The following is a 26,631-nucleotide window of genomic DNA, read 5'->3' as shown; positions in this document are numbered from 1 at the left end:
TTTATGGTAGCGGCGGTAGATTATTTTGACCGAACTATTGAGCGGCTACATCGTCTTCGAGAAACGCAGTTAGAAGAGCTTGAGCGTGCTGCAGAATTGTGCTCAGATCGGATTGCAAAAGGCGGTCTAATCTTCTGCTTCGGATCGGGACATTCGCGCATGATGTGTGAAGAAATGACACCTCGACAAGGCGGATTTGTTGGTTTTTATGCACTCGTGGAGCAGGCACTTTCAAACCACTCCGCAATCATCGGGCCCAACGGATTGCGTGGACCACTTCATCTCGAAAAGGTTAGTGGGTACGCTGAAGAGATTCTGCGGAGTTTTCGATTCGGCCCCAATGATGCATTTATTGTTGTCTCAACCAGTGGAGTCCGACCTCTCATAGTAGAAATGGCCCTTGGGGTAAAAAAGCGAGGACTACCTGTGATTGGGATTGTCTCAACGGAGCACTCTAAAGCAACGAGTGCATCTCACTCGTCCGGTAAGAAACTGATTGACATCGCTGACATCGTTCTTGATAATCAATGTCCACCTGGTGACTGCATCAGCGAGCTTGATGGACTTGAATGGCGCACTGGTCCTGTTTCGACGGTTACGGGGGGAATGCTGATGAATATGTTACGGGTTGCGGTTGCGGAGAAGTTATTGCAGCTCGGACATACGCCAGTCCTTCTACCTAGCCATCAATTTATTGGGGATACCACGGCGGAAGAACAGCTTGAACAGTTCTACGAAGCCTACAGAAAAAGCCTCGCCCACCTGTTTGTAGATGAATGAATACGTGATCGGTGTTGATGTCGGTGGTACTCGTATAAAAACGGGTGCCGTCCTCGCAGATGGTACGCTTTTGGAAAAGCGAACACGATCATCCGGCTTTGCAATGTCAGCAGAGGCACTGGAAACTGCGGTGGTGGAGGAGATTTCCTGTATTCAGACCAATCTGGGAGGTGCTCCTATAGGAATAGGGATGGGATTTCCAGGTGCGGTAGATCCCGCCCAAGGTGTCGTACTGTTACCAGGCAAGCTCCGCCTGGAGGGGTATCCGATCGTACCCAATCTCTCTCGCAACTTGAGCCTGCCTGTGATTGCGGATAATGACGGCCGCCTGTCCATCATAGCTGAGGCCCACTATGGTAAAGCCCGTGGGTATCGCTGGGCTGTTTCCATCACACTGGGGACTGGCGTGGGTTCCGGTGCTATGCTGGATGGGAAAATTCTTCGGGACCCACATCTTCAGTTTGGAACCCAGGCGAGCCATGTAGTCCAGCAATCTAGTAGCAATCGATTGTGTATTACGCGAGCCCGTGGAACCGCAAATATCCTTTGCTCTGCTACAGCACTGGGTATTATTGCCCGGGATAGCCTGGCCCGGGGACTGCCATCTGTCTTGAATGAACGTTATTTTGACGACCCTGCAAGTATCGATTTTGAAGCCGTGATTGAGGGAGTTGCTCAGGATGACAAGCTATGTATGGACGCATTCAGCACCTGGAAAACCGAATTGTCCTGGTTTCTCGTCAGTGTTGTTCACATGTATGCACCGGAAATCATTATCCTGAGTGGTGGCGCGGCTGCCGCGGCCCCCTACTTCCTGGATGAGATCCGAACGCATGTAATTAACCACACGTTCCGCTATCCAGTTGGAGAGGAGATAAAAATCGAACTGTCCGAAATTACCGCGTTCAGTGTCGTATTAGGAGCAGCTGCATTAGCTTGGGAGCAGGTGGACTTAGGGATGAACTAACGATTTCTTCACCCCCTCTTGCCACTCCAAAAGCTGTTTTGCCTGCGATTCATCTAAATTTCCCCAAGGCTCTGAGCAGTCTCTCAACTCATAACTGAAGACCTGATCCGCAGTTACATAACGCTGCTGCCTAGATTTCAGTTGTCGACTACGACAATATGCTTCCCAGCGCTCTTTGCCAGCCTCATCCAGGGATTCCAGGTAATTGCGTGCAATAAACCTGAAAATCAACGGCTCAACCCGAGGATCTTCTGACTGAACGCTACGCCAATCAAAATCAGCCCCCTCCCGCAACACCTGATTCATCAAATTCCGATCCCGATTCGAAATAAACCCTTCGTAAATGGCTTGATCTGGATCTGTCTGACGAAACGAATAATAGTGTTCCGATTCGGCTTCCCTTTGCAGAATATATTCGGAAAATGGGTTTTCGGATTCTTGGGCGAGAAACTCCTGGATTCTATCATGGCGATCCTGAACCTCGGCCTCCTTCAGCTGCATTCTATCCAGGATATCCCTGAGAGATAATTTAGTGAGCCTGTTTACATATGACCACTTGCAAACAAATGGGGATTGATTGCGCTTGAATGACAATATCGAACGCCATGCGGCAGATTTGTCTTTCAAAGTCCACCGCTGGTAAGACTTTAGCAGGGGAGTTGGATCATAAAACAAATCAAAGGCAAAATCTTCATTCCCGTTCCGTCCACGGACCCCCAAATTGCTCAGAAATGTTGAACAATGCCGTTCCGTTGGAATCTTTCCGACCACATAAAGAACTGGCTCTCCACGATTCATCAGGATCTGAATATTTCCCTTATAACGCAATTGAAGCGCATAATCCCATAACCCCCGTGCTCGCTCCCGTATCAGTTTTGCCACTTTCAACATATGAACGGAGTCGGTCACGGCATCATGAGACATTTCAAGTTCTTCCGGCATGAGATTCGCAGCAGACAGATCCCCTAACTTGAATGAGGGCCTCCCATCTTCTTTTTTCGGCCAATTCTTCAAAGCATCTGGCCAAAGAAGAAATGCGGCCCGCATTAAATCCAATGTATCCCAGTAAGTATTGCCATCTTTCCATGCCCATTCATACGGATCGCGCAGGTTTCGATAGAATAGTACTCTAGTGAATTCATGGTCAAAACCCATCCCATTATAGGCCACGCTACAGGTGTCTTTCCGGCTCAATTCAGCATGGATTCGTTCGGCAAACTCAGATTCTGGTAATCCCTCCTCTTTTGCTTTTTCTGGCATGATCCCGTGGACATTCACGGCTCCTGGACCAACCGGACAGTCTAATCCAGGTTGACATTTCAATTCGATTGGCTCACCTAATTGCTCCAGGTCCTCGCTCGTACGTACACCCCCAAACTGCACAATCCGGTCATGCTGCGGAGTCTTTCCCCAGGTTTCGTAGTCATACCAGAAAAATGTCATAGACTTCGGTTCTATCAGCCAAGACTATTGACCCGAATCAGCACAGCTCTCATCCAACTCCCGTGGTCAATCTTCATATTGCCGCAGTCCGTATTGCAGAAAAGCTTCGAATTTTTCGGAAGAAACAACCCCACTCAATTGAATCAGTGGTTCGTCTACCACGCTCCCATTCATGATTGCATAGGTGGGGAGTGCACGAGTTCCTGTCAATTTTTCCTGAAACTCCTGAAATTGACGACCATCAGGGCCGTCGGTATATAGTCGACTCAATACAAAATGATCAGCCAATAATCGACTGACCTCTCCGCGTTCGAATACATTGACCTCCATCTCTCTGCAGTTCGTACAGGTATATCCTGAAAAATCAACAAAGAGCGGCTGATCAAGAAGCACTGCCTCGGAAAATGCCTCCGGTAAATCATCCGTAATCCATTTCTGCTCATGCTGAAGCCCAGTATCAAACAGGCTCACTGCATCGGGGCCACGTGGTGGTAGATATGCATCCAATCTGCCAAGCCGCCCCCCGAAGAGTCCAGGCAGCAAATAAACTGCTATCCCGAAGAATAATACCCCAAATAAGAGCCTTGCAGCACCAATACGTGCGACGGAAGCCTCTTCCAGGAATCGTAAGTGGCCAATCAGATAAAACCCCGCCAAGGAAGCTAGTACGATCCATAATGCGATAGCTAATGGCCGATCAATCAGACCAAGCCCCCAGACTAGATCCGCATTGGAAAAAAACTTCACCGCAGCTGCAATCTCCAGAAAACCAAAAACAATGGCAACCTCGCGCATCCAACCTCCACTGCCAGGAAGTGCCTTTAGTGCCCGGGGAAAACACGCAAATGCTACAAACGGGAGCGCGAACGTTAGGCTGAAGGTCGCCATCCCCAGAATGCCATAAAACCAGGCCCCGGAGGCAATACTCGGAAGTAGCAATCCAACAAAGGGGACCGTGCAGGTGAAAGATACAAGCGTAAGTGCCAGACCCATAAAGAGTACGCCAATGTAATCCTGACGCTCCGTTCCTTTTCGGTCGAACCAAGTTACGAGGGAAGAGGGAAGACGAAGGTTGAATACACCAAGCAATGACAACCCAAAGACAAGAAAAGCCGTCGCGATCAAAAGATTTACCCAAGGATTCGCAGCAACTATCTGTGTGCCTGCACTGCCTACAAGGATGGAAAGTCCTACCCCAAGGCCCGTGAACGTTGCTACAATCGCGAGGCCATACAGTAAAGCCATACGTATAGGTGTGCCCTGGGCATGCCGAGTAAAGTATGAGACCGTCAATGGTATCATCGGATAGATACACGGCATCAGGAGTGCCCCAAACCCCGCTCCAATCGCTAATAGTAAGAACCCCAGCAATCCAGACGAAGCATCCGACTCCATATCCGCAACGGGCAGGTCCTCCATGCGGAGTGGACCTGATGGATTCGACAGCGCAACGGATGCCGGGGAGATCACTGGAACAGCAGGTAGTGGGGTAGATACTTCCGTGAGTGAGGATGAAAATAAAGTTGAGTCTGGCGGAAGGCAGAGTAGGTCATTACAGATCATAAATTCAATACTCCCCTCAGCAATCCCACCAGAGAAATTCTGCTCAATCGTGTAATCCGCCCAAGCTACAGCACGCCCCTGAAAATAGGTGACCACTCTATCAAAGTAGGGATCGAACCCAGATTGCACATTCAGTTGGCGCAGAGAATCCGATAGAACCAACCCCGCGGGCAGAGAATCGAACCGGACAGTTAACGCCCGACTAGGCCTGGGGGAGTCCAACGCGTACATCCGCCATGCCCCGCCTGACGGATCATCCGGGGGTAGCATACCTTCAACTACGACGCGTGCCGACGCATCATGATATTCCGCTCTGACATCCCATGACACGGTATATTGGGCAGCTGCAACACCGATGGGTATCAGTGCCAGAACAAGCGCGATCCCGAATGAACCTGACTGCCTATGCCAGGCTACCCACCGGAACCACATGCACACTGAGCTGCGCATGTACTTCTGCGTGCAATTTAATCGTCGCTGTGTATTCACCAAGGACCTTGATGTCCTCATTGATGGTAATGATGCGACGGTCAATGTTGAAGCCTTGCACTGCTAATCCAAGAGCCACTTGTTGTGATGTGATTGTACCAAAAATTCGGTTTTCCTCACCCACCTTAGCTTCAATATTGACGACCGCATTCTCCAGTTGATTTTTGATCTCCTCGGCATTATTGCGCTCCTGAGCACGCCGCCTTGCTTGCTGACGCATTTGATCTTCAAATGCTCGAACTGCACCCGGAGTTGCCATCTGTGCAAGCCTCTGTGGGATGAGCCAGTTACGTCCATAACCGTTCTTAACACTTATAACCTCTCCTTCATTACCGAGGTTAGGAACGTCAGTTAAGAGAATGACTTTCATCGCAGAATTCCTTTCTGAACCTCAATTTTAACGTACCGAATCAGCCACATAAGGCAACAAGGCAAGATGCCGTGCGCGCTTTATCGCACGAGCAATTGCCCGCTGTTTTTTAGCAGGTATATCCAGTACCCGCCTAGGGAGCATTTTGCCTTGCTCGTTAATAAAGCGCTTCAAATAGTCAGTATCCTTGTAGTCAATGTATTTTTGCGACATCTTTACTGCTCCTCACTTTCTGCCTTAGCTGCAGTTTTTTTGCTTGACTTATTTGCCTGATAGTGGGCAACCATACTCTTATCCATTGCCAGAATTAATGAGCGCAATACATTATCGTCAATGGTTAGCGCCCGCTCAATGCGCGGGATCAACGTACCTGGCCCTTCAAAGTACAGATTAACATAGTAACCGTTCCTTTTTTTGTCCACTGGGTACGCGAGTTTTCGTGTTCCCCATTCATCCACTTCAATGATGGTGCCACCGGCACCCTCAATCATTTCGTTTACTCGTGCTACAACCTCTGCAATTTGCTCGTTCGAGAGCACAGAGGTGAGGATGTACGTGAGCTCGTACATCTTGCGATTCATGGCCATAACTTATCCCTACGGAATGACTTGGTTATAGATTGTCATGCCCCCGTGTTTCGCGGGGGCAGGGCAAGAAAGAGCGGTCGTACACCTTATGAATACTTGTGTTCCATTCCTACACATTCGCCATCCGACCCGCATGGTCCGCGGTTTGTAGCGCATTCACGAGCTCATCTAGTTCACCTTCGATGATCTTGCGCAAGGGATAATTTTTGTGCTCCCCTTCCAACCGATGATCTGTTACACGATCCTGAGGGTAATTGTAGGTTCGGATTTTCACAGAACGATCTCCTGATCCGACTGCCTCTCTTCGTACTGCATCACGCTCCGCATTAATCTCGCTCCGTTTCTTTTCATACAGACGCGAGCGAAGCACTCGCAGTGCCTTGTCCTTGTTTTTGTGTTGGCTCTTTTCATCCTGGCACGTAACGACGAGGCCTGTGGGGATGTGGGTGATCCGGACCGCTGAATCCGTCGTGTTCACGCTCTGCCCTCCTGGTCCACTGGATCGATACACATCAATCTTGAGCTCGTTCGGAGCAATCTCAATCTCAACATCTGTAGCTTCCGGCAAAACCGCGACGCTTGCGGCAGAGGTATGCAGCCTCCCGCTGGACTCCGTTTGTGGGACCCTTTGAACACGATGAACCCCATTTTCATATCTCAGATAACCAAACACACTACGCCCGGCAACACCGAATACGACCTCTTTGAATCCCCCAACACTTCCTGCAGAACTGTTCATCACGGTAAGTTTCCATCCTTTTCGTGTAACGTAGCGTTCATAAAGACGAAACAGATCGGCGACAAACAATGCAGCTTCACTGCCACCCGTACCTGCACGGATTTCTACAATCGCATCGCGGGCATCCGCCGGATCCTTAGGTGCAAGTGCCTGCTTAAGCGCATCTTCCATCTGCGGCAATTTCGCCGTTAATACTTCCAACTCTTCCCGTGCCAATGCTACCAATTCCGCGTCTTTCTCTGCACGAATCAATGCCTGCATTTCTTCCGACTCCGTGAGCGCAGCTTCATATCGTTCTATTGCACTTACGACTTCGGACAGCTCCCGATGCTCCGGTCCCAAGGCCGCCATACGATTGGAATCTGCGGCTGTTGCAGGATCTGCAATGATCTCGTTCAGCACACGAAACCGCTCTTTCACTTCCTGTAATTTTTCCAAATCAATCATTCCATCTGCAGCGATATCCCGTATACGTACCGGGTGCCCGCGCAACTAACAGAGTATCACGGACAGTTACTGATGCAAACCGCGCCCGACCGCATTTGCCACTTTACGAACCTGTACAATCAGATCGGCGAACTGGTCAAAGTTAAATGCTTGCAGCCCATTTGAAGACGCGCGGGGAGGGTCATGGTGGACATCCACTGCAATTCCATCTGCACCTGCCGCAACAGCCGCGCAGGCCAAAGAGGTCACGTAATCTCGCATGCCCGTTCCCTGGCACGGATCAACGAAGACAGGTAAATGGCTTTTTACCTTAGCAACGACCACTGCAGATAAATCCACGGTATAACGCGTCGCGGATTCAAACGTACGGATCCCGCGCTCGCACAAAATCACGCCTGTGTTCCCAGATCTCATAATGTACTCCGCCGCCATAAGCCATTCCTGTACTGTAGCTGCAAGACCTCTCTCAAGCAAGATTGGCTTATTTGACTCCCCCAACACCCGCAATAATTCAAGATTCTGCATGTTGTGTGCCTGCACCAACAGCATGCTCGCATACTCTGATATGGTCTCCACTTGCCCCATACTACTCACCTCCATCACCAACTTCAACCCACACTCATCTGCCGCCTGACGCATCACTTTGAATCCACCGCTTTCCAGTCCCTGATATTCATAGAAGGATGTGCGTGGTTTCAGTATACTTCCCCGAAAGAGCGATGCCCCAGAAGTGGAAATCTGCGTTGCCGCTTCCTTAACTCTCTCCTCACTTTCCGTGCTGCGAAGACCTGCCATCACCGTAATTGCATGCCCACCGATGTGCAGACCATCAACATCAATAATGGATGGCGCCTCCCGGCCTACACGACTTGCCAGTTTGTAGGGCTCCGTAACCCTCTGTACATCTGCGACACCACTAAGCCCTCGGATGATCCGATGATCAAACCCCGGCCGGACTCCAATCGCGCCCAACACCGTTTGGTTAATCCCACTGGAGCGATGGACATCAAAGCCAAACGCATTGAGATTCGTAATTACAGCTTCGATATCTTCTTCCGAAGCTTTTTTCTTCATTATGACGACCATGGCAACCGAGTGGTTGTGTGGCGGGTTCTACTTTGCCCCTGAAAAGGCGTTCAGCGGTAACGGTCAAGAGCAAACTTTTCGCCGAGATAATACTGGCGCACTTTCGGGTCAGATGCAAGCTGTTCTGCCGTTCCCGACTTCATAATCTTACCATCAAACAGGAGGTACGCCCGGTCTGTGATGGCTAAGGTTTCGTGGACATTGTGATCGGTAATCAAAACCCCGATGTTCAAGTCTGCCAGTTGACAGATGATTTCCTGAATATACTCAACGGTGATTGGATCCACCCCCGCAAACGGTTCATCCAACAAAAAAAAGTCGGGTTCAAGCGCCATTGAACGGGCGATTTCGGTTCTTCGACGCTCTCCCCCGGAGAGCGTGTAGGCTTTAGCAGTCCTGACTGTTTCCAGACCAAACTGGCTGATCAACTTATCTACCCGTAGACCCCGTTCTTTCCTGGAAAATTTCTGAAACTCCAATACAGCATGAAGATTTTGTTCAACCGTCAACTGCTGAAAAACGCTTGTCTCCTGGGCAAGATAGCCCAGTCCTCGACGCGCTCGCTGATACATCGGGAGTGCAGTGATGTCATCCTTCCCCAAATAAATCCGACCTCGGTTTGGCTTTTCGAGCCCTACAATCATGTGAAACGATGTTGATTTGCCCGCCCCATTGGGACCAAGCAGCCCTACAACCTCCCCGCATTGCACTTCAAGGGAAACGTCGTCCACTACCGTGCGCTTCTTGAAGCGCTTGGTCAATCCTCTGGTCCGAAGCTTTAAGGCTCCCATCTGAATAGATCGGTTGTAAAATCGCGAAGAAGCTCCTCTTTGGTTGGCCTTTGTGCTGGTTCCCATTTTAGTCCCTCAAGACCTATCCCAGTTGGAAGCGCACTCTCCGGGTAACGTGTCCCCACTACATCGGTGCTGAAAGTCAGCGTTTGAAGTGAATCTCCTGCAAATTGCATACGAATCTCGTCTCCCGATGCCTCTAAAGCACCATCGGGTTGATCCTCCTCATCCTTGCTAAAATATACAGCTTCGGCATTCGGACCAACCCTGAAGATGCGCACAGAGTCGCTTTGGAGTGTACTGACAACGTTTTTTCCCTTAACCTGATTGATCCGTTTTATTAAGCTGTCTTCCTGTGCGATAAATGCATTTCCCCAAATAAACAGAGAATCCATTGCACCATCTTTCATCACTACCTTCATTGTATCACCCGTCAACTGAGTATCGTCCATCCATATAAAGGGTTGGCCATACAACCAGATCAACTGACTGGTATCATCTTTTGACCGAGCATAGATCATTGAATCTGCAAGAGCGGCCAGGGAGCTGTTCCATACGCGAACCCTTTTGCTTGCATTGAGATAACTGCTTCCTGCGCGATCCTGCATGCGAAGAAGCTCTGCCCGGATAAGGAGCGTGTCAATAGAAAGTGAATCATACTCTAGGTGCATCAAAAGTGGGTTTCCACGGATGACACTTAACGAATCTTCGGCGTTGTATTCCACCCGTTCACCTGCAACCCAGGTCGAATCATTGTCTGAGCCGATTTGATAACGTACAGATCCACGAGCAAGCGATATCAAAAAATCTCTATAGTGCGTCAGTGAATCTGCAATCAGCTTTACATCTCTGGACTCCATCTCGACCATCCCCCCGAGATCGGCAACTTTGTTGTCAACCCAATAGATGCCAGTCTGCCCGGTCAGAGTTGTGGTTGAATCCTGCAACAATAGTCCTTCTGGAAACTCAATGCGTTTTTCATCGACATAATGAACCCCGCTTGGAGATAACGTAACGACTTCTCCATCGGAGAGTCGGACATTCCCTACCGCCCATCCCACTTCTAATTCTTCATCATAATGCAATGAATCTGCCCGCAGGGTGTCTCCTTCATCAATTAATACAGCATCTCTCATGAAAGATGTTCTGCGACGCGTAACATTCCGAATTGCCTGATCTGCTGTAATCTGAGTTGGGCCATGGACGACGCGTACATCTCCACTGATATACTGGAAAAAATCTTCCTGCTCTTGCAGACCCCTAAGCGAATCCCCCGCTACAGATACAGAATCCGTATCTGCATGGACAAAAAATGCTCTTGGGTGCCCATCCCCGTGGACCCGCGGCATACCGAGTACAACAATAAGCCACAGCGCGATCGGTCTCATTGATCAATCATGATCTCGGCCCTGAACCGGCCAATCTGATACGTGCTCAGATCTTCCGTTGCCTCAAGCCCCATTCCCGAAACTATTTCTTCAGGCGTAGTAATATGTACAAACTCATCCGTTCGCAGAAGCTGATCCCTCTCCCACCATCCAATTCGCTCCGTAGCTAACGTACGATCATCGTCCGTCTCGATCAGTACCCCTCCTTCAGCAATAAAATATTCCTCGTCTTTATGATAAATTACATGATCGGCTTTGAGCAATGCCGAAAACGCCCCAGTAGAATCATGAATAACGACCTCCACCTTTTTCTCCAAACCTTGAAGATGCTGAATAGTCGTATCGCTTTCACCAACCCATTGCACATGGTCTGCTGAGATTCTGAGTCTTGGCAAACTTTCGTCGAGATCCGAATCCGCCTGAGAGATCATGATTTGGACGTTCCAACTTTCTCTGGCAGGCTCAGAAGATGATGTGCCTCCCCCAGATAAATCCTGACGAGAACAGGATGTCAAGAACAGTGCCAGCAACAGGGCAAGCCCAGGAAGCACCTGTGGATGTTCAGCGAAGCGGAATATGTAAATAACCTGAAGCGGCGAAATCAATAACACAGGACGGGAAGGACGCCGACAATATGTGCGCTTTTTGAGCGGGAAACGAGACTCGAACTCGCGACCTTCTGCATGGCAAGCAGATGCTCTACCAACTGAGCTATTCCCGCAAACTCAAGGGATTTGGTACGTGAATATTGTGCTGGGGGTTCCGGTGAACTGCTTATGCATCACGAGCTTTCAGTAAGCCTTGCTTCATAAGCAATTCTGCATTCAGAACGGCGCCACCCGCCGCACCCCGAATCGTGTTGTGAGACAGAGCAACGAACTTATAATCTAAGACCTCACAGGGGCGAATCCTTCCAATGCTTACGGTCATACCGCCACCCAAGTCAGAATGTCGCCTCGGCTGCGGGAAACGCTCATCTTCAAATACATGTAATAATTTCTCTGGCTCGGTTGGCAAACACAAATCTTTGATTGGGCTAACAAATGATTCGAATGCATCGTGCACTTCACCCCGGCTCACACTCGTGCTTAGTTTGACCGAGATACACTCAAGATGCCCTTCCAGGACAGGAACACGGTTGCACTGGGCACTGATGCGGATAGACTGAGGATGCAGAGTACCGCCGGCGATAGTCCCCAACAGTTTATTCGGCTCATGAACCAACTTATCCTCCTCACCTCCAATGAATGGCACAACGTTTGCCAGGGCGTCCAATGACGACACCCCGGGATAGCCGGCACCAGAAAGAGCCTGCATTGTAGTGACCTGAACAGCCTCAAGACCAAACCTGTCGTGAAGCGGCTTGAGTGCACAGGTTAGGCCAACGGTAGAGCAGTTGGGGTTGGTGACAATATACCCCGCGCTCTGCCAGTCCTGATTTTTGATCAAAAAAGTGTGATCTGGATTGATTTCGGGGATCAACAAAGGAACATCCGGGTGCATCCGAAAGCTCTTCGCATTAGAAATGACCGGATATCCTGCCTTGGCCAGCTTTGGTTCGGCATGATCCGCGACTGAGGCATGCAGTCCTGAGAAGACAACATCGCACGGCAGATCGTTACTAAATGATGATACCTCCATGGAAGCGACGGATGCCGGAATCTCTGCCGCTCCAATCCAATTGACGGCATCACGGTACTTTCTCCCTGCTGACCTGTCCGATGCAACAAGAGCTGTGATTTTGAACCAGGGATGCCCTCGAAGAAGTTCAATGAATTTCTGCCCCACTGCACCCGTTGCGCCTACGATTCCTGCCCGGAGCATGCTCATGTAATTTTGAATGTATCACGAATACCGAACGGGCGTGCTACGAACACTGCCTCCAATTGTGCCAACTTGTAGCACAACGGTAAAAATTTATTCACTGAGAGCAGCGGGGGTGATGTTCGGTTCGGACTGCTGACGCTTAACCGTATGGGCCGCAACCCGCCTGATAACCTACAACTGAATCAATAAGTGGGTCAATGTGACGTTGACGCCACGTTAACACCATCTCATTTAACTCATCCTGATCAATCAGGAACGTGTCGTGACCATGGGGGCCCTCCATGACGGCTAACTCCGAATGGGGAATATACCGGCAAAGTTCTTCCAACTCTTCCAGTAAGTAGAGCACATCCGAGCGAATTCCAACCGCTAGCGTTGGCTGTGTGATTGCCTTAAGCGTAACTCCATATTCATCCCTGCCCCGAGCGACATCATGCGTATCCATCAAACGTGTCAGATATACATAGCAGGCAGGATCAAACCGGTTAATAATCTGATCTCCGTGATGATGAAGCCAAGTCTCAGCCCTGAATGAGCCGGCCCGATTCCGACCCCGTCCGAATCGAGATTCGAATGATCCTAATGATCGGTACGAGATCATTGCCATCATGCGCGCTACAGCCAGCCCGTTTTGAGGAGGAGAGCCCAGTTCGTAGGAACCATCCTTCCAATTTGGGTCTGAATAAATCGCCTGTCGCTGTGCTTCGCTCCATGCAATACACCAGGAAGAGTGTCGTCCTCCCACTGCAATGGGTACGATTCCCCGAACATAATCACTACCATAGTAGGCCCACTCAAGTGCCTGCATCCCTCCCATGCTTCCACCAATCACAAATGCGATCTTGCGAACACCGAGGGTATCCAGTAGCTTTTTATGGAGTCTAACCGTATCTCTTACACTTGCTTGGGGAAGCGTATCCCGGTAAGCCACGCCGGTCTCTGGATTGATTGAGATTGGCGAAACCGTGCCGTAGGGAGAACCAATCACATTAGCACATACAACATAGTATTTGTCTGTATCCAATGCCTTGCCCGGACCAATGCACCCGTGCCACCAGGACTGGGCATCTGGGGGGCTGGTGAGGGAGTGCCCGACAACAATCACGTTATCCCCGGCTTCATTCAATTCTCCCCAGCGCTCGTAGCCCACGGGGACTTCACTCAGAACCTCCCCGTTCTCAAACTCAAAGGTCGGTATGTTGATGATTCTTGGCATCAGTCTCCAGGCGGCATACCCGGAAATCGGATACGCCGCCTAGACAGAAATCAGACTGTACTACGCTGCAACTTCGGCGCCTATCGAGCTCAGCGCCTGAGCAAAATCAGCCTTGATGTCATCAATGTGCTCAATACCCACGGAAACCCGAATTAAGTCTTCGGTAACCCCTGCAGATACCTGTTCTTCACGTGCCAACTGCTGATGGGTAGTTGAAGCAGGATGGATCACCAGAGTCTTGGCATCACCCACATTGGCCAGATGGCTCGCAAGCTTTGCATTATTTACAAATGCCTGACCGGCTTCCAGGCCACCTTCAACACCAAATGAGAGCACAGGGCCGAATCCATTTTTCAGATACCGTTGTGCATGACTGTGATACGGATGCGATTCCAATCCTGGGTAGCTGACCCAAGAAACTTCTGGGCGTCCCTGGAGCCATTTTGCTAACTCCAAGGCATTGTCGCAACTGCGCTGTACACGAAGTGACAGTGTTTCCAGACCCTGAAGTAGCAGAAATGACCCGAAAGGATTCTGGCATGGACCGATATCACGTAATCCTTCAACACGTGCCCGTAGGATGAACGCTAGATTAGCACCTAACACTCCTTGCGGACCAAAAACATCCCAGAAACTGAGCCCATGATAGGATGGAGATGGCTCCGTAAAGCTTGGGAATCGTCCATTATCCCAGGGGAATGTACCCGCATCAACAATGAGTCCACCAATCGTATTGCCATGACCACCAATCCATTTGGTTGCACTGGCAACGATAATATCAGCACCATGCTCTATCGGACGGCATAAATAACCCGCCGCTCCAAATGTATTATCTACGACCAGTGGGACACCTTTTCGCTTGGCTACTTCGGCGATTGCCTCGAAATCCGGCACATTGAACTTCGGGTTACCGATCGTCTCAAGATAGATTGCCTTCGTGCGATCATCAATCAGTGCCTCAATGGAGCGGGGATTATCTCCGTTTGCAAATCTTACACTGATTCCCAGTCGGGGCAATGAAACCTTGAACTGGTTATACGTCCCACCATAGAGATAGCTGGAGGAAACAATATTGTCACCGGCTTCTGCCAATGTGGACAGAGCAAGAAACTGCGCTGCCTGCCCACTGGAAGTAGCCAGGGCTGCTAAACCGCCCTCAAGTGCAGCAATTCGTTTTTCGAAAACATCATTTGTCGGATTCATAATCCGTGTGTAGATGTTCCCGAACTCCTTGAGTGCGAAAAGATTCGCTCCATGGTCCGTGTCATTGAAGACATAAGAGGTTGTGGCGTAAATCGGAACCGCACGCGCATTTGTTGCTGGATCCGGTTCTTGCCCTGCGTGAACCTGAAGCGTTTCGAAATGAAGAGATTGACCGTTCTGTGACATGAGATTAAGTCTCGTTAGTTAAGGGTAATGCACAATGCCGAACCCTTATCAAGAAGAAACTGGCTTTTCCCACGGAGCCCCTTCCAGGTAGGATGACGGAAAAGGCTGGACTGCGAGTTAGAAATCAACTCAGGCCCTTCCGCTCATCTATCCCTGCAAACGCAGGGCAGGAAGTGGCACCTTCCGCACGAGGGGTCCAAACCTCGTGGGGGGTTGCCAGGGCTTCATAGGGCCTGAACCCTCCACCCTTCTCGATGAGCTGCACGGACATCGTGTCAACTGGGACAATAATACGGCTTTATTTGGAAAAGTTCCAGCTTTTGAAAAAAAAAACTTGATAATTCACAAAAAAATCACACTTTCATGCTTGCTCCCTTGAAAAAACAGACCTGATCTTACAAAAATGACGGGCAATATCAATCATTTTCCATTCGACCTGTGGCGAAACGAAAACGGTGCCATATCTGGTGACGATAAGGATGATCAAAGGTATGAATGTGTGCGGGGGATACCCACGAAACATAAATATTTCGTGAGCCTTCAGATCACCTGCGTGGCAGGTCTCCCGCTCCCTTTGTTGGGAGAGCGATAAATCCAGACATGTAGGCATCTGCATGACGGGCCGCCTCGCGACCTTCACTGATGGCCCAAACCACTAAAGATTGACCGCGTCGCGCATCACCCGCCGCAAAAATACCCGGCACGTTGGTCTGATAATCGCTGCCCGTCTTGAAATTGCTCCTGTGGTCCAATTTCAGCCCAAGCGGGCCTGCAATCCCCTCCGTCTCCGGGCCGGTGTACCCAATTGCGAGAAGTACAAGATCGGCGGGCCAATGCTTTTGTGTTTCTGGATGTTCGATAATTTTTCGACCATCAAGTTCCACACGGACTGTTTGGAGACTCTTTACTTGGCCATTTTTTCCCCCAAATGCCTTCGTCATAATACTCCAATGGCGATCTGCCCCCTCTTGATGGGAGGAGCTGGTCCGCAGGACCATTGGATAATAGGGCCAGGGTTGGTGTGTCGGTCGCGTATCTGGAGGTGTCGGTAGCAGTTCAAATTGCGTAATTGACTTTGCGCCCTGCCGATTCGCAGTACCCACACAATCACTTCCAGTATCCCCTCCACCAATCACGATTACATCTTTACCTGCGGCGCTGATATATTCGATGTTCTCCCGTACCAGATCATCTCCCTCGTTGAGCTTGTTCTGCTGACGCAGGTAGTCAAACGCGTAGTGGATTCCCTTAAATTTTCGACCGCGAACAGGAAGATTCCTCGGCTTTGTAGCCCCTGTACATACAACAATCGCATCGAATTCACGCAGCCTTGAGCAGGCATACGATCCTCCTACTTCTGCGCGAGTGATGAACTGAATTCCACTTTTCTTCATCACATCAAGACGACGGTCAAGAACCCACTTTTCCAGCTTAAAATCTGGAATGCCATACCGTAACAAACCGCCGATCCGATCATCCCGCTCCAGTACCGTTACGCGGTGCCCTGCACGATTTAACTGATCTGCAGCAGCCAGCCCGGCAGGGCCAGACCCGATTACCGCTACTTTTTTTCCGGTCCTTCGCACCGGCTGTTCAGGCTTTACCCATCCCGAGCGGAATGCATACTCAATAATCTCCTGCTCAATTCGCTCAATCGTGACCGGGTCATCAATGATTCCCAAAACACAAGCGGTCTCGCAAGGTGCAGGACAAATCCGCCCTGTAAACTCTGGAAAATTATTCGTTGCACTCAACCGCTCATAGGCTGCCTTCCAATCACCACGATAGACGAGATCATTCCAGTCAGGAATGACATTGCCCAAGGGACACCCTGATTGGCAGAATGGAATCCCGCAGTCCATACAGCGGGCAGCCTGTCGCCGCAGCCGACGCTCGCTGAATGGAGTATACACTTCACGCCAATCCTTCACCCGCTCTTTGACCGGACGATGCGCAGGCAGCTCACGCTGATATTCGATAAATCCTGTCGTCTTCCCCATCCCGATTATGCGGCAATCGCCAAGGATTCTTTCTCTTCAGCCAAGCGCTTCAGTGCATTCCGGTACTCAACAGGCATGACCTGTACAAAATCGGCCAGGGCGGTCTCCCAGTTTTCCAAAACCCACTGTGCTGCACGGCTCCCCGTATACCGAAAATGATTCTCAATCATCGTCCGCAATTCAAGGATGCTCTCCTGCTGATCCATTTCCAGTAATTCAACCGATTCCACGTTACATCGCTCGTTTCTGAACTCCCGTGTAGCATCAATCACGTAAGCAATGCCCCCACTCATTCCAGCGGCAAAATTTCGCCCCGTTTCCCCAAGGACAACGACACGACCTCCAGTCATGTATTCACAGCCATGATCTCCAACGGACTCAACCACGGCATGAACGCCGCTATTCCTTACACAAAAGCGCTCGCCTGCTCCTCCCCGTATATATGCCTCCCCGCTGGTAGCCCCGTAAAAGGCAACGTTACCGATAAGGATGTTCTTGTGAGGCTCATAGGTCGCCTCTGGTGGTGGAGAAATCATTAGTTTCGCACCAGAGAGCCCTTTCCCGAAATAATCATTCGCATCTCCCTGGATATTAAACGTCATCCCTTTGCAGGCAAAAGCTGCGAAGCTCTGCCCTGCGGAACCACTGCAATTGAACGTGATCGTGTCGTCTTCTAATGGATTTTCCCGAAAACGCTGTGCCAGTGCATGGCTTAGCATAGTACCAACGGTACGATTGGTGTTTCTAATTTGAATGTCAGCAACTACGGGTTTGCGTTTCTCCAGTGCAGGCTTGGCCAACGCGATCAGTTCATGATCGAGTGCATGTTCCAGGCCATGGTCCTGTTCCGTAGCAGCGAACTCTTGCAATCTCTCAGGCACTTCAGGATGTACGAGGATTCGAGATAGATCTAAATGACGGGCTTTCCAGTGCTTGATCCCCCGTCGTGGCTTGAGTAAATCCACACGCCCACACATTTCTGAGAGTGTCCGAAACCCCAGTTTTGCCATGATTTCACGGAGTTCTTCAGCCACGAAGTGCAAATAATTCACGACATGCTCGGGTTGCCCGGAAAATTTTTTGCGTAGCTCTGGATCCTGTGTGGCGATTCCTACAGGGCAGGTGTTGAGATGGCATTTGCGCATCATGATGCACCCAAGTGTTACGAGCGGCGCCGTTGCAAAACCGAACTCATCTGCGCCCAACAGTGCCGCGAATGCCACATCTCTGCCCGTCTTCATTTGCCCGTCACATTCCACGATGATGCGTGTACGTAATCCATGGTTCACGAGCGTTTGATGCGTCTCCGAAAGCCCAAGCTCCCAAGGCAGACCTGCGTGCATGATCGAAGTCTTTGGAGAAGCACCCGTTCCCCCATCTGTTCCACTAATGAGTACGACATCTGCCTTCCCCTTGGCTACCCCTGCTGCAACGGTTCCTACGCCAACTTCGGAGACAAGCTTAACACTGATTCGTGCATTTGAATTTGCATTCTTCAGGTCATGAATCAATTGTGCCAAATCCTCGATTGAGTAAATATCGTGATGCGGAGGGGGAGAGATCAGGCCGACATAAGGCGTGGAGTGTCTCAGCTTCGCAATCCAAGGATATACCTTTTTGCCGGGAAGCTGTCCCCCTTCTCCCGGCTTAGCCCCTTGGGCGATCTTGATTTGAATCTCGTCAGCACTTTCCAGATACTCAATCGTCACCCCGAATCTACCGGAAGCGACCTGCTTAATCCGGCTTCTCCGAGGATTGTCATATCCGTAACGATCCGGTCCCTCACCTCCTTCACCGGTATTACTCTTACCCCCAATGGCATTCATTGCAATCGCCAATGCCTCATGCGTCTCGCCACTGATAGAGCCGTTGGACATGGCACCGGTCTTGAATGATTTAACGATCTCAGTCCATGGCATCACTTCGTCTAAGTCCACAGGCTTGGCTTTTGAATAATCAAAGGTCAAAAGCCCCCTGAGGGTATTTGCAGCACCTTTGTTGATCTCGTCCGAGAAGGCTTTATAGGAGGTATGGGAGTTGGTCCGTGCGGCCTCCTGGACATTTGCAATTGCGGTTGGACTGAATGCATGCCGCTCTCCTCCTCGACGCCATTGATACTGCCCCCCGACATCCAGATGATAAACTCCGGTTAATTGCTTGCGTGGAAACGCACGTTCATGGCGCATCTCTACTTCCTTGACAAGAATATCAAGGCCGATGCCCCCAATTCGCGACGGCGTGCCGCAAAAATATTGCTCCACTACTTCAGAGCTGATTCCAACTGCCTCAAAGATCTGAGCCCCCCGGTAACTCTGCAGCGTCGAAATTCCCATCTTGGACATTACCTTCAGAATTCCATATCCGATGGCTTTGATGTATCTGTCCTCGGCTTCGGATTCAGAAACATCTGTGAGTTCCTGCTTACAGGCCATGTGCCGTACACTGGATAATGCTACATACGGGCAAATTGCCTCCGCGCCATACCCAATCAGCATGGCAAAATGATGCACCTCACGAGGTTCGCCGCTGTCTACAATCAATCCGCACCGAAGGCGTAGTCCTTTTTTGATCAAGTGGTGATGAACTGCCCCTGTAGCCAATAGAGCCGGTATAGGAAGCTGATTTTCTCCTGCCTCCCGATCAGACAGCACGATCAGACTGGCGCCATGACTGATTGCCTCGGCAGCCTCTTCCTGAAGTCGCTCCAATGCCATGGAAAGCTCACCAGACTGAAAACACATGTTGATGGTCTGAACACCAAAAACCCCTGCTTCAACGGATGCCAAATCTGATTCGGTGAGTATCGGCTGTTCAAGCCTTAATTTCGCGCAATGCCGAGCACTCTCACTAAAGAGGTTTCCACTACTCCCCAGATTCAGTGCCAACGATGTGACCATGAACTCCCGAATCGCATCCAGCGGAGGGTTCGTAACCTGTGCGAAGAGTTGCTTAAAGTAGTCGTAGAGTAATCGGGGCCGATCAGAAAGCACCGCCAATGGCGTGTCATTGCCCATCGCCCCCAAGGGCTCTTTTGAGCTTTGCCCCATCGGACCTACTAACAGGCGTAAATCTTCCAGCGTATATCCGAACATCTGCTGTCTGGAAAACAGTGAGCCTTCCATGGCTTTGGGCTCGGTCGGCGGAAGAGAATCCAGTGTCCGTTGATGGTTATTCAACCAAATACGGTACGGGGCTCTCGAGCAAATGCGAGATTTAATCTCCTCATCATCAATAATACGCCTCTCCTCCAGGTCAATCAGAAACATCCGTCCAGGCTTGAGCCGACCTTTCTTGAGCACATTGGATTCAGCAATTTCGCCGACCCCGGTCTCGGATGCTAAAACGACATAACCATCCTTGCTGATGGTATAGCGGGACGGGCGCAGTCCATTCCGGTCCAGCAATGCTCCTGCATATCGACCATCGGTAAACGGAATCGTCGCCGGACCATCCCAGGGATCCATCAGATTGCCGTGGTACTGATAAAACGCCCGTTTTTCATCTGCCATTTCCTCGGCCCGCTCCCACGCCTCTGGGATGAGCATCATCATTGCATGCGGGAGGGACCGGCCCGTGTGATAGAGTAATTCCAGTGCATTGTCAAGGGCCATTGAATCACTACCCCCTTCACGAATGACCGGCACAAGATTGCGGGTATCGCCCCCAAATTGATCACTCCTGAACATGACTTCTCCTGCACGCATCTGATTGATGTTGCCTCGAAGTGTATTAATTTCCCCGTTGTGGCACATGAAGCGGAATGGTTGTGCGAGAGACCATTCGGGAAAGGTATTTGTGCTAAAACGCGAGTGCACCATGGCCAGCGCACTCTTGAATCGAGCGCTATTCAAATCCGGGTAATATTCCGTAATCTGTCTAGGTGTAAGCATTCCCTTGTAAACCATAGTTCTGGCCGACATACTTGCGATGTAACAGCCACCGAGCTGCCCCTGCAGAACACGTCGCTGAAATATTTTCCGGAGCACATAAAGTTTACGTTCAAATGCGTCGAGCGTGACTTTCTTGCTTCGCTCAATGAAACACTGCCAAATTTCAGGCTCCGTCATCTTGGCATCTGGACCAATCACTCCTGATCTCACAGGAACTCGTCTCCAGCCTATGAATCTGCCGCCTTCTGCTTTGACAATATCCTCCATCAACGACTTGCACGTCGCTTGATATTGAGGGGGGATGAATATCATCCCTATCCCATAATCGTCTGGCTCGGGCAACGATGGGATTTCATGCGCAAAGAATTCATGTGGTAACTGCACAAGAATTCCGGCACCGTCTCCGGTCGTTTCATCACAACTGCATGCTCCCCGATGATCCAAATCCACAAGTATCTGGAGCCCCTTCTCTACAACGTTGTGTGAAGGCGTTCCATCCACACGACAATAGAGTCCAACCCCACACGCATCGTGCTCAAATGCAGGATCATATAACCCTTGCTGTTTCATCATCTGTATCACTTTCTCAGAACTGACCATGCCTCGCTCAGATCTGATTTTTCCCGTAAACCTCTTCCTGCCGCCTTATATAATTAAACGATTTCTGGGTTAATTTACCAACATTTTCTATTGCATGTGAAACTCAATGTCGGAGAATTTGTATATCCTCCTGAATTATTTCTGCATTACGAGTTATTATCCTTAATTATTACAGAATTTTTACGAAAAAATCGTTATTATATAGTCATTGACTCTATTTCCGGTAAATAAATTCACGAAAAATTCACGAAAGTTTTTCTCAATCTCATTGTTTTATCGGGGATTTTCGCCTCGCGCAATGCTTATGCTGAAACCTGACTCGGGGTATTCATGGGAGATTTTGCTGCTAAAATTCAGCCCTCCGAGGAGACCTAAATGCGGGCCGGGCTCTTTCTTTTCAACCTCAACCATTCAAGTAACTGATGACAAAGCGCTTCTCTTTTCTTTCACTTGCATTACTTATCCTCTTGATGCTCACGCCCATGCTCACCCATGCTCAATCGGTTAGCTTTGGCGCAGATTTCTTTAACCGCTATATATGGCGTGGTTATGACTTCGGTGATTCTTTTAGTATTCAGCCTGGTCTTGCGCTGAGCGCGGGAAATTTTGAACTGGGAACTTGGGGATCCTATTCGATTAGTTCTGACGGTGCCGATGCCAATGAACATGACCTGTACGCCACATATAGCATTGGCCTTGGTGCCTCTGCAAGCTTGGATCTGACGGTTACAGACTACTATTTCCCCAATAGTGACGCAGAAGCCGGAGAATGGCTCAATTTCGACGGAGACGGTGAGGGGGCACACTGGATTGAACTGATGGGGGCTGTGACACTTCCAGAATCCTTCCCTCTAACCATTACAGTTGCATTTATGGCTCATAATGATCCAGACAATTCGCTCTACCTTGAAGGTGCAATACCGTTCACGGTCGCTGATGTCGAATTAGGATTTACACTTGGCTTGGTGGCTGGAGAGAGTAGCTTCTATGGGGTAGAAGGGGCCTCTGTGGTCAATTTGAGCCTGTCTGCGAGTAAAGACTTGCAGATAACCGACAACTTTGCATTGCCACTTAGTGCTGCTTACGTCATGAATCCGACAACTGAGAAGACCTACCTAGTCTTCGGATTCTCTCTCAGCCCCTAAACTCAGTCTGTGGCGGGAGGTCTAGACTTGATAACCTCTAGACCTCCCGTCATTATCTACCTGTCAAATGCATTAAGTTCCTGCATCCGCATTTTTGATTTTGAAGCTGATTACCCCTACTATGCTTTGATTCGTTGGGTTTTTAGTATCACCTGATTCTGTAACCTCCCGCATCCGAAATCCATGGCTCTGGCTTTGGGGTCATGTGACTTCTCATACTCCCCAATTGACTTCAACTGAAACCCAATCTATTCTGCAACGGTTTGCAGCAATGAAGCCTATATCACGCTTCACAGAATAGTAGGTCTCACAAACTCACCGTGCAACAAACCAAGTTTCCGTACTGCAATTGGTTAATTTTTAGTGAATCCGAGATCTATGGCGGATGCGTACCGTATACATCATTACTTTCGTGTATAAGTGCCTTCGCTGGGCCTATACAATGATTGATACACTATATACTCCTAAGTCAGAAGAGGTAATTCCTCTAGCGAATCACCTCTCTCGTCAGAAAATATTTGATCGTTACCGCCAGACCACAGGTGCCGTGGCACGGACTCACTGGCAGGTGATTTACCTGAAAAGCCAAGGTAAAATCGTCCGTGACATTGTCGATGTCACCGGATATAGCGAAGATTTTGTTCGGCACATCATCCTACGCTACAATGAGGCGGGGGCCGATGATTTTATTGTCGATAAAGGCTTCCCTGACCAAGCTAAATCTGATTATATCCGCAAATCCAGTGAGTTGGATACAGCACGTCAGGCACAGCAGGAAATGCTTGCCACGAGAATTCCTGCCCACCCGGAACTGGAAATTGATGCGTTCCTGAAAACTGCAACCGAGCTCAGTGGGGATTATTATGATTTCTCCCTCTCTGACGACGGGGTTCTGACCATGGCAATCGGTGATGCAACTGGCCACGGTACAACTGCAGGGATGATGGTGATTGCAACCAAGGCCCTTTTTAAGGACTCGGCAGATGACTCCGATCTTCTGGACCTTATCCGGCGCATGTCAAAAACCATCAAGCGTGTGAACCTTCGAAGTACCTATATGCACATCACACTGGCACGCTATCATCAAGGCGTACTTCAGCTTGTGGGTGCTGGTATGCCTCCACTCCTTATGTACCAATCCAAAACCCAGACCGTAGAGGACGTTGTTCTTAAAGGAATGCCCTTGGGCAGTTATACTGATTTTCCCTATGAACAATTAGAGATCCCCCTCGACCCTGGAGATTCAGTTTTCTTTATGAGTGATGGTCTCCTGGATCTACAGAGTCCGTCTGGTGAAATGCTGCAACTAGATCGAGTCAGAAAGATCTTCGCCGAGGCAGGCGCCCGCTCCCCAAGCGAAATCATCGCCCATATCCGAAAAGGAGGCATTGCCTGGCGTGCGGGGAGACCTCTGAAAGACGATGTAACGCTTCTTGTCCTCCAGCGATCAGCGATCGATGGATAACAAGTCCGTGCCCACAGGGCCGGGATCCCCGCAAGGACACTCTTGTGGGTACTCATGGGCCACGCTTCTGCAAACACATCATTATGAGAAATTAGGGGGCCTGCGTAGGCCTGATGGATGCACGCCCCTCGTCAATGATGATGTTCCGGGCACCATGAAACAAAGCCACATTCCTATCCCATCTCTGTCAGCCCAGTAGATTGCGTCTACGACCGATAAACACTTGGATTCAGTGTTTGCCAAGACCCAAGGCGCACCGGAACGAGGCCAAAAACACATATCATTGCTCCTCGTAGAAGTGGGTCAAGGCTTGATGCCGCTATGAACCGGTAGTCAGAGCCCAAGACTGAACAAGATTTCGGTCCCATACAGAATACAGCAGAACCAAACTTATACTTACCGTGGCCATACTCATTGATGGAAAAGAAATTGCAGCTGATGTACGCAAAGAAGTACGTCATGAAGTTGCTACGTGGACCTCAGAAGGACATGCTCCCCCCTACCTTGCAGTGGTGCTAGTTGGTAATAATCCTGCATCGGCTTCATATGTGCGAGGAAAAATAAAAGCGAGCCAGAACGTTGGCATTGCAGGTGATACGTTGAAGTTTGATGAGAATATCTCTGAAAAAGCTCTTCTTGAGGTCATCGATGATTTAAATACCAGCCCTCATGTGAGCGGCATCCTTGTGCAATTACCGCTCCCCGACCACCTTGACGCATCACGTGTGATTTCTGCATTAAATCCGAATAAAGATGTCGATGGTTTGCATACGATAAATGCTGGTCGATTGGCTACCGGCCTTCCAGGTTTTGTACCCTGTACACCAGCAGGAATTGTAGAACTATTGCGTCGGGCAAATATTGATATCGAAGGAAAGCATGCTGTCATTCTTGGGCGATCCAGCTTGGTTGGACGCCCACTTGGAAGCCTACTGCTGCGAAAAGAAAACAATGCAACCGTTACGATCTGCCATAGTCGGACCCAAAACCTGCCTGAAGTCTGTCGCCAATCGGACATTCTCATAGCCGCAATTGGTCGCGCCCACTTTGTAACTGCAGAGATGGTTAAGCCTGGAGCAGCCGTCATAGACGTAGGAATCAACCGCATAGATGACCCTACACGTGCCCGAGGGTATCGACTTACCGGTGATGTAGACTTTGAGGCCGTATCGAAAATTGCTGGTTATATTACCCCCGTCCCAGGTGGTGTGGGCCCAATGACCATAGCGATGCTCCTTAAAAACACAATGACTGCAGCAAGGCTACTCAACTGATGCAGGCCGTACCGGGAAATACCCAAGTTGAGGAAACAGTACAGGTTGCTGACACCACCTTGAGTACCATTGACTCTCTGCAGGTAGATACCACCGGGGATGTAAGCGGGACACTCCCACAAGTTTTCAAGGACGCAGGCACTCTCGTTTCTGAAGGCCGATTCTCTGAAGCCGGAAATGACATCGCTACACAAATCCTAATTTGGGTGACAGATCTAGCGCCAAAAATAGCAGGCGCCTTGCTTGTACTGGTCATTTTCTATACGGCCTATCGAGTCCTGTACAATTTACTTCGCCGAATTCTGAGAAGAAGTAACGTAGTGCAGCCAGGCCTGCAAACGCTGGTACTGCAAGCATTCCGACTCCTTTCCATCGTTCTTATTGCCATCACCGTCTTGCAGACCATAGGGATTGATCCTGCTGCACTGATCGCTGGTATTGGGGTTGCAGGTATCGCGTTCGGTTTTGCAGCTCGAGATACCGTTGAAAATATTCTGTCGGGGGTTAGTATCCTGACCGATAAAGCCTTCCGAATTGGTGACACCCTGATCGTCAATGGCACCTACTGTGTGGTGGAAAATATTACGCTTCGCACAACGCGCCTGCGAACACCCAAGAATGAGGTCTTGGTCATACCCAACCAGCAAATGGCCAATGAGCAAATCCTGAATCACACCATTGGCGGTGTTCTTCGAATTGAAATCCCTTTCAGCATTGCTTACAAAGAGTCGCCGCAAGAAGCTCGTCGTGTCATTCTAGAAATCACAAAGCATGATACGCGCTTGATGGAAGACCCCGAGCCACAAGTCGTGGTGACCAACTTAAATGACAGCAGTGTAGATTTAAGTTTATGGGTGTACGTGGAGAATCCAAAAGAGGAACGCCAGATTATCTACCACTATACCGAAGCCATTAAAGGAGCATTGAACAAGGCAGGAATCGAAATCCCATTCCCTCATATCCAACTGGTCCAGGACTAGACTAATACGGGGTAACTTGTCGAACGATGACTGCCGCACCTTCGGGACCGTCTGTCAAACAGCGTCGCGATTGAGCCCGGGGGAGATTTGCCTCTTTACACTGGGGATACACACTTGATCACCACGTAGATGACCGCCAATTAGTGCTTGCCCGAAAAATAGTTGATAGCCGGATAGGTGGTGTCATGAAGGGTC

At 49.8% G+C, this 26,631-nt stretch carries 21 protein-coding genes, 1 tRNA gene and 1 riboswitch; of the genes, 6 read left to right on the top strand and 16 right to left on the bottom strand.

Annotation, left to right across the window (positions count from 1 at the left end):
- Positions 1 to 3 precede the first annotated feature (3 nt).
- Positions 4 to 780, top strand: a complete 777-nt coding sequence (locus F4Y64_04765; protein ID MXX96911.1) for an SIS domain-containing protein — start codon at positions 4 to 6, stop codon at positions 778 to 780.
- On the top strand, positions 773 to 1,747 hold the full coding sequence (locus F4Y64_04760; GenBank protein MXX96910.1) for an ROK family protein: 975 nt from the start codon (positions 773 to 775) through the stop codon (positions 1,745 to 1,747). The genes F4Y64_04765 and F4Y64_04760 overlap by 8 nt, the downstream gene beginning before the upstream one ends.
- On the opposite strand, the gene sbcB is transcribed toward F4Y64_04760, so the two are convergent.
- The 16 genes from sbcB to gltB form a co-directional block, all read right to left on the bottom strand.
- Positions 1,733 to 3,190, bottom strand: coding sequence for an exodeoxyribonuclease I (sbcB, locus tag F4Y64_04755; GenBank protein ID MXX96909.1), 1,458 nt, complete (start codon positions 3,188 to 3,190; stop codon positions 1,733 to 1,735). The two genes, F4Y64_04760 and sbcB, sit on opposite strands and share 15 nt — an antisense overlap.
- 66 nt (positions 3,191 to 3,256) lie before the next feature.
- A complete protein-coding gene (locus F4Y64_04750) occupies positions 3,257 to 5,263 on the bottom strand; it encodes a cytochrome C biogenesis protein (protein ID MXX96908.1) in 2,007 nt (668 codons plus the stop codon).
- Complete coding sequence (locus tag F4Y64_04745; protein MXX96907.1) at positions 5,157 to 5,612, bottom strand: 50S ribosomal protein L9; 456 nt, start codon at positions 5,610 to 5,612, stop codon at positions 5,157 to 5,159. The genes F4Y64_04750 and F4Y64_04745 overlap by 107 nt, the downstream gene beginning before the upstream one ends.
- Positions 5,613 to 5,639: 27 nt before the next feature.
- Positions 5,640 to 5,825, bottom strand: coding sequence for a 30S ribosomal protein S18 (gene rpsR / locus F4Y64_04740; protein ID MXX96906.1), 186 nt, complete (start codon positions 5,823 to 5,825; stop codon positions 5,640 to 5,642).
- A 2-nt stretch (positions 5,826 to 5,827) separates the two neighbouring features.
- A complete protein-coding gene (rpsF, locus tag F4Y64_04735; GenBank protein ID MXX96905.1) occupies positions 5,828 to 6,199 on the bottom strand; it encodes a 30S ribosomal protein S6 in 372 nt (123 codons plus the stop codon).
- A 109-nt stretch (positions 6,200 to 6,308) separates the two neighbouring features.
- A complete protein-coding gene (prfA, locus tag F4Y64_04730) occupies positions 6,309 to 7,385 on the bottom strand; it encodes a peptide chain release factor 1 (GenBank protein MXX96904.1) in 1,077 nt (358 codons plus the stop codon).
- A gap of 66 nt (positions 7,386 to 7,451) precedes the next feature.
- On the bottom strand, positions 7,452 to 8,471 hold the full coding sequence (aroF, locus tag F4Y64_04725) for a 3-deoxy-7-phosphoheptulonate synthase (GenBank protein MXX96903.1): 1,020 nt from the start codon (positions 8,469 to 8,471) through the stop codon (positions 7,452 to 7,454).
- Positions 8,472 to 8,521: 50 nt separating this feature from the next.
- Positions 8,522 to 9,262 (bottom strand): LPS export ABC transporter ATP-binding protein, encoded by a 741-nt coding sequence (gene lptB, locus F4Y64_04720; protein ID MXX96902.1) that lies wholly within the window; start codon positions 9,260 to 9,262, stop codon positions 8,522 to 8,524.
- A complete protein-coding gene (locus F4Y64_04715; protein ID MXX96901.1) occupies positions 9,250 to 10,650 on the bottom strand; it encodes a hypothetical protein in 1,401 nt (466 codons plus the stop codon). The genes lptB and F4Y64_04715 overlap by 13 nt, the downstream gene beginning before the upstream one ends.
- Positions 10,647 to 11,081, bottom strand: coding sequence for a hypothetical protein (locus tag F4Y64_04710; protein ID MXX96900.1), 435 nt, complete (start codon positions 11,079 to 11,081; stop codon positions 10,647 to 10,649). Before F4Y64_04710 ends, F4Y64_04715 begins: the two co-directional genes overlap by 4 nt.
- Positions 11,082 to 11,298: 217 nt before the next feature.
- Positions 11,299 to 11,371, bottom strand: a tRNA-Gly gene (locus F4Y64_04705).
- Between the two features lie 53 nt (positions 11,372 to 11,424).
- Positions 11,425 to 12,480, bottom strand: a complete 1,056-nt coding sequence (gene asd, locus F4Y64_04700) for an aspartate-semialdehyde dehydrogenase (protein MXX96899.1) — start codon at positions 12,478 to 12,480, stop codon at positions 11,425 to 11,427.
- 136 nt (positions 12,481 to 12,616) lie between these two features.
- Positions 12,617 to 13,693 (bottom strand): homoserine O-acetyltransferase, encoded by a 1,077-nt coding sequence (metX, locus tag F4Y64_04695; protein ID MXX96898.1) that lies wholly within the window; start codon positions 13,691 to 13,693, stop codon positions 12,617 to 12,619.
- Positions 13,694 to 13,753: 60 nt separating this feature from the next.
- Positions 13,754 to 15,082, bottom strand: coding sequence for an O-acetylhomoserine aminocarboxypropyltransferase/cysteine synthase (locus tag F4Y64_04690; protein MXX96897.1), 1,329 nt, complete (start codon positions 15,080 to 15,082; stop codon positions 13,754 to 13,756).
- A gap of 140 nt (positions 15,083 to 15,222) precedes the next feature.
- Positions 15,223 to 15,343, bottom strand: a riboswitch (SAM riboswitch).
- A 284-nt stretch (positions 15,344 to 15,627) separates the two neighbouring features.
- Positions 15,628 to 17,082, bottom strand: coding sequence for a glutamate synthase subunit beta (locus F4Y64_04685; GenBank protein MXX96896.1), 1,455 nt, complete (start codon positions 17,080 to 17,082; stop codon positions 15,628 to 15,630).
- A 5-nt stretch (positions 17,083 to 17,087) separates the two neighbouring features.
- Positions 17,088 to 21,545, bottom strand: coding sequence for a glutamate synthase large subunit (gene gltB / locus F4Y64_04680; GenBank protein ID MXX96895.1), 4,458 nt, complete (start codon positions 21,543 to 21,545; stop codon positions 17,088 to 17,090).
- A 449-nt stretch (positions 21,546 to 21,994) separates the two neighbouring features.
- Here gltB and F4Y64_04675 point away from each other — a divergent pair, with 449 nt between their 5' ends.
- The 4 genes from F4Y64_04675 to F4Y64_04660 all read left to right on the top strand — a co-directional run bounded on the left by F4Y64_04675 (position 21,995) and on the right by F4Y64_04660 (position 26,436).
- Positions 21,995 to 22,717: a hypothetical protein gene (locus F4Y64_04675; GenBank protein MXX96894.1), complete on the top strand. Its 723-nt coding sequence runs from the start codon at positions 21,995 to 21,997 to the stop codon at positions 22,715 to 22,717.
- A gap of 385 nt (positions 22,718 to 23,102) precedes the next feature.
- A complete protein-coding gene (locus F4Y64_04670) occupies positions 23,103 to 24,182 on the top strand; it encodes a SpoIIE family protein phosphatase (GenBank protein ID MXX96893.1) in 1,080 nt (359 codons plus the stop codon).
- Between the two features lie 401 nt (positions 24,183 to 24,583).
- Positions 24,584 to 25,456, top strand: coding sequence for a bifunctional methylenetetrahydrofolate dehydrogenase/methenyltetrahydrofolate cyclohydrolase FolD (gene folD, locus F4Y64_04665; GenBank protein MXX96892.1), 873 nt, complete (start codon positions 24,584 to 24,586; stop codon positions 25,454 to 25,456).
- Positions 25,456 to 26,436, top strand: coding sequence for a mechanosensitive ion channel (locus F4Y64_04660; GenBank protein MXX96891.1), 981 nt, complete (start codon positions 25,456 to 25,458; stop codon positions 26,434 to 26,436). Before folD ends, F4Y64_04660 begins: the two co-directional genes overlap by 1 nt.
- The last annotated feature ends 195 nt before the right edge of the window (positions 26,437 to 26,631 follow it).

Source organism: Rhodothermaceae bacterium (assembly GCA_009838195.1).
Lineage (GTDB): Bacteria > Bacteroidota > Rhodothermia > Rhodothermales > Bin80 > Bin80.
The sequence above is the reverse complement of the archived record's forward strand: the minus strand, read 5'-3'. Positions and strand labels throughout refer to the sequence as shown.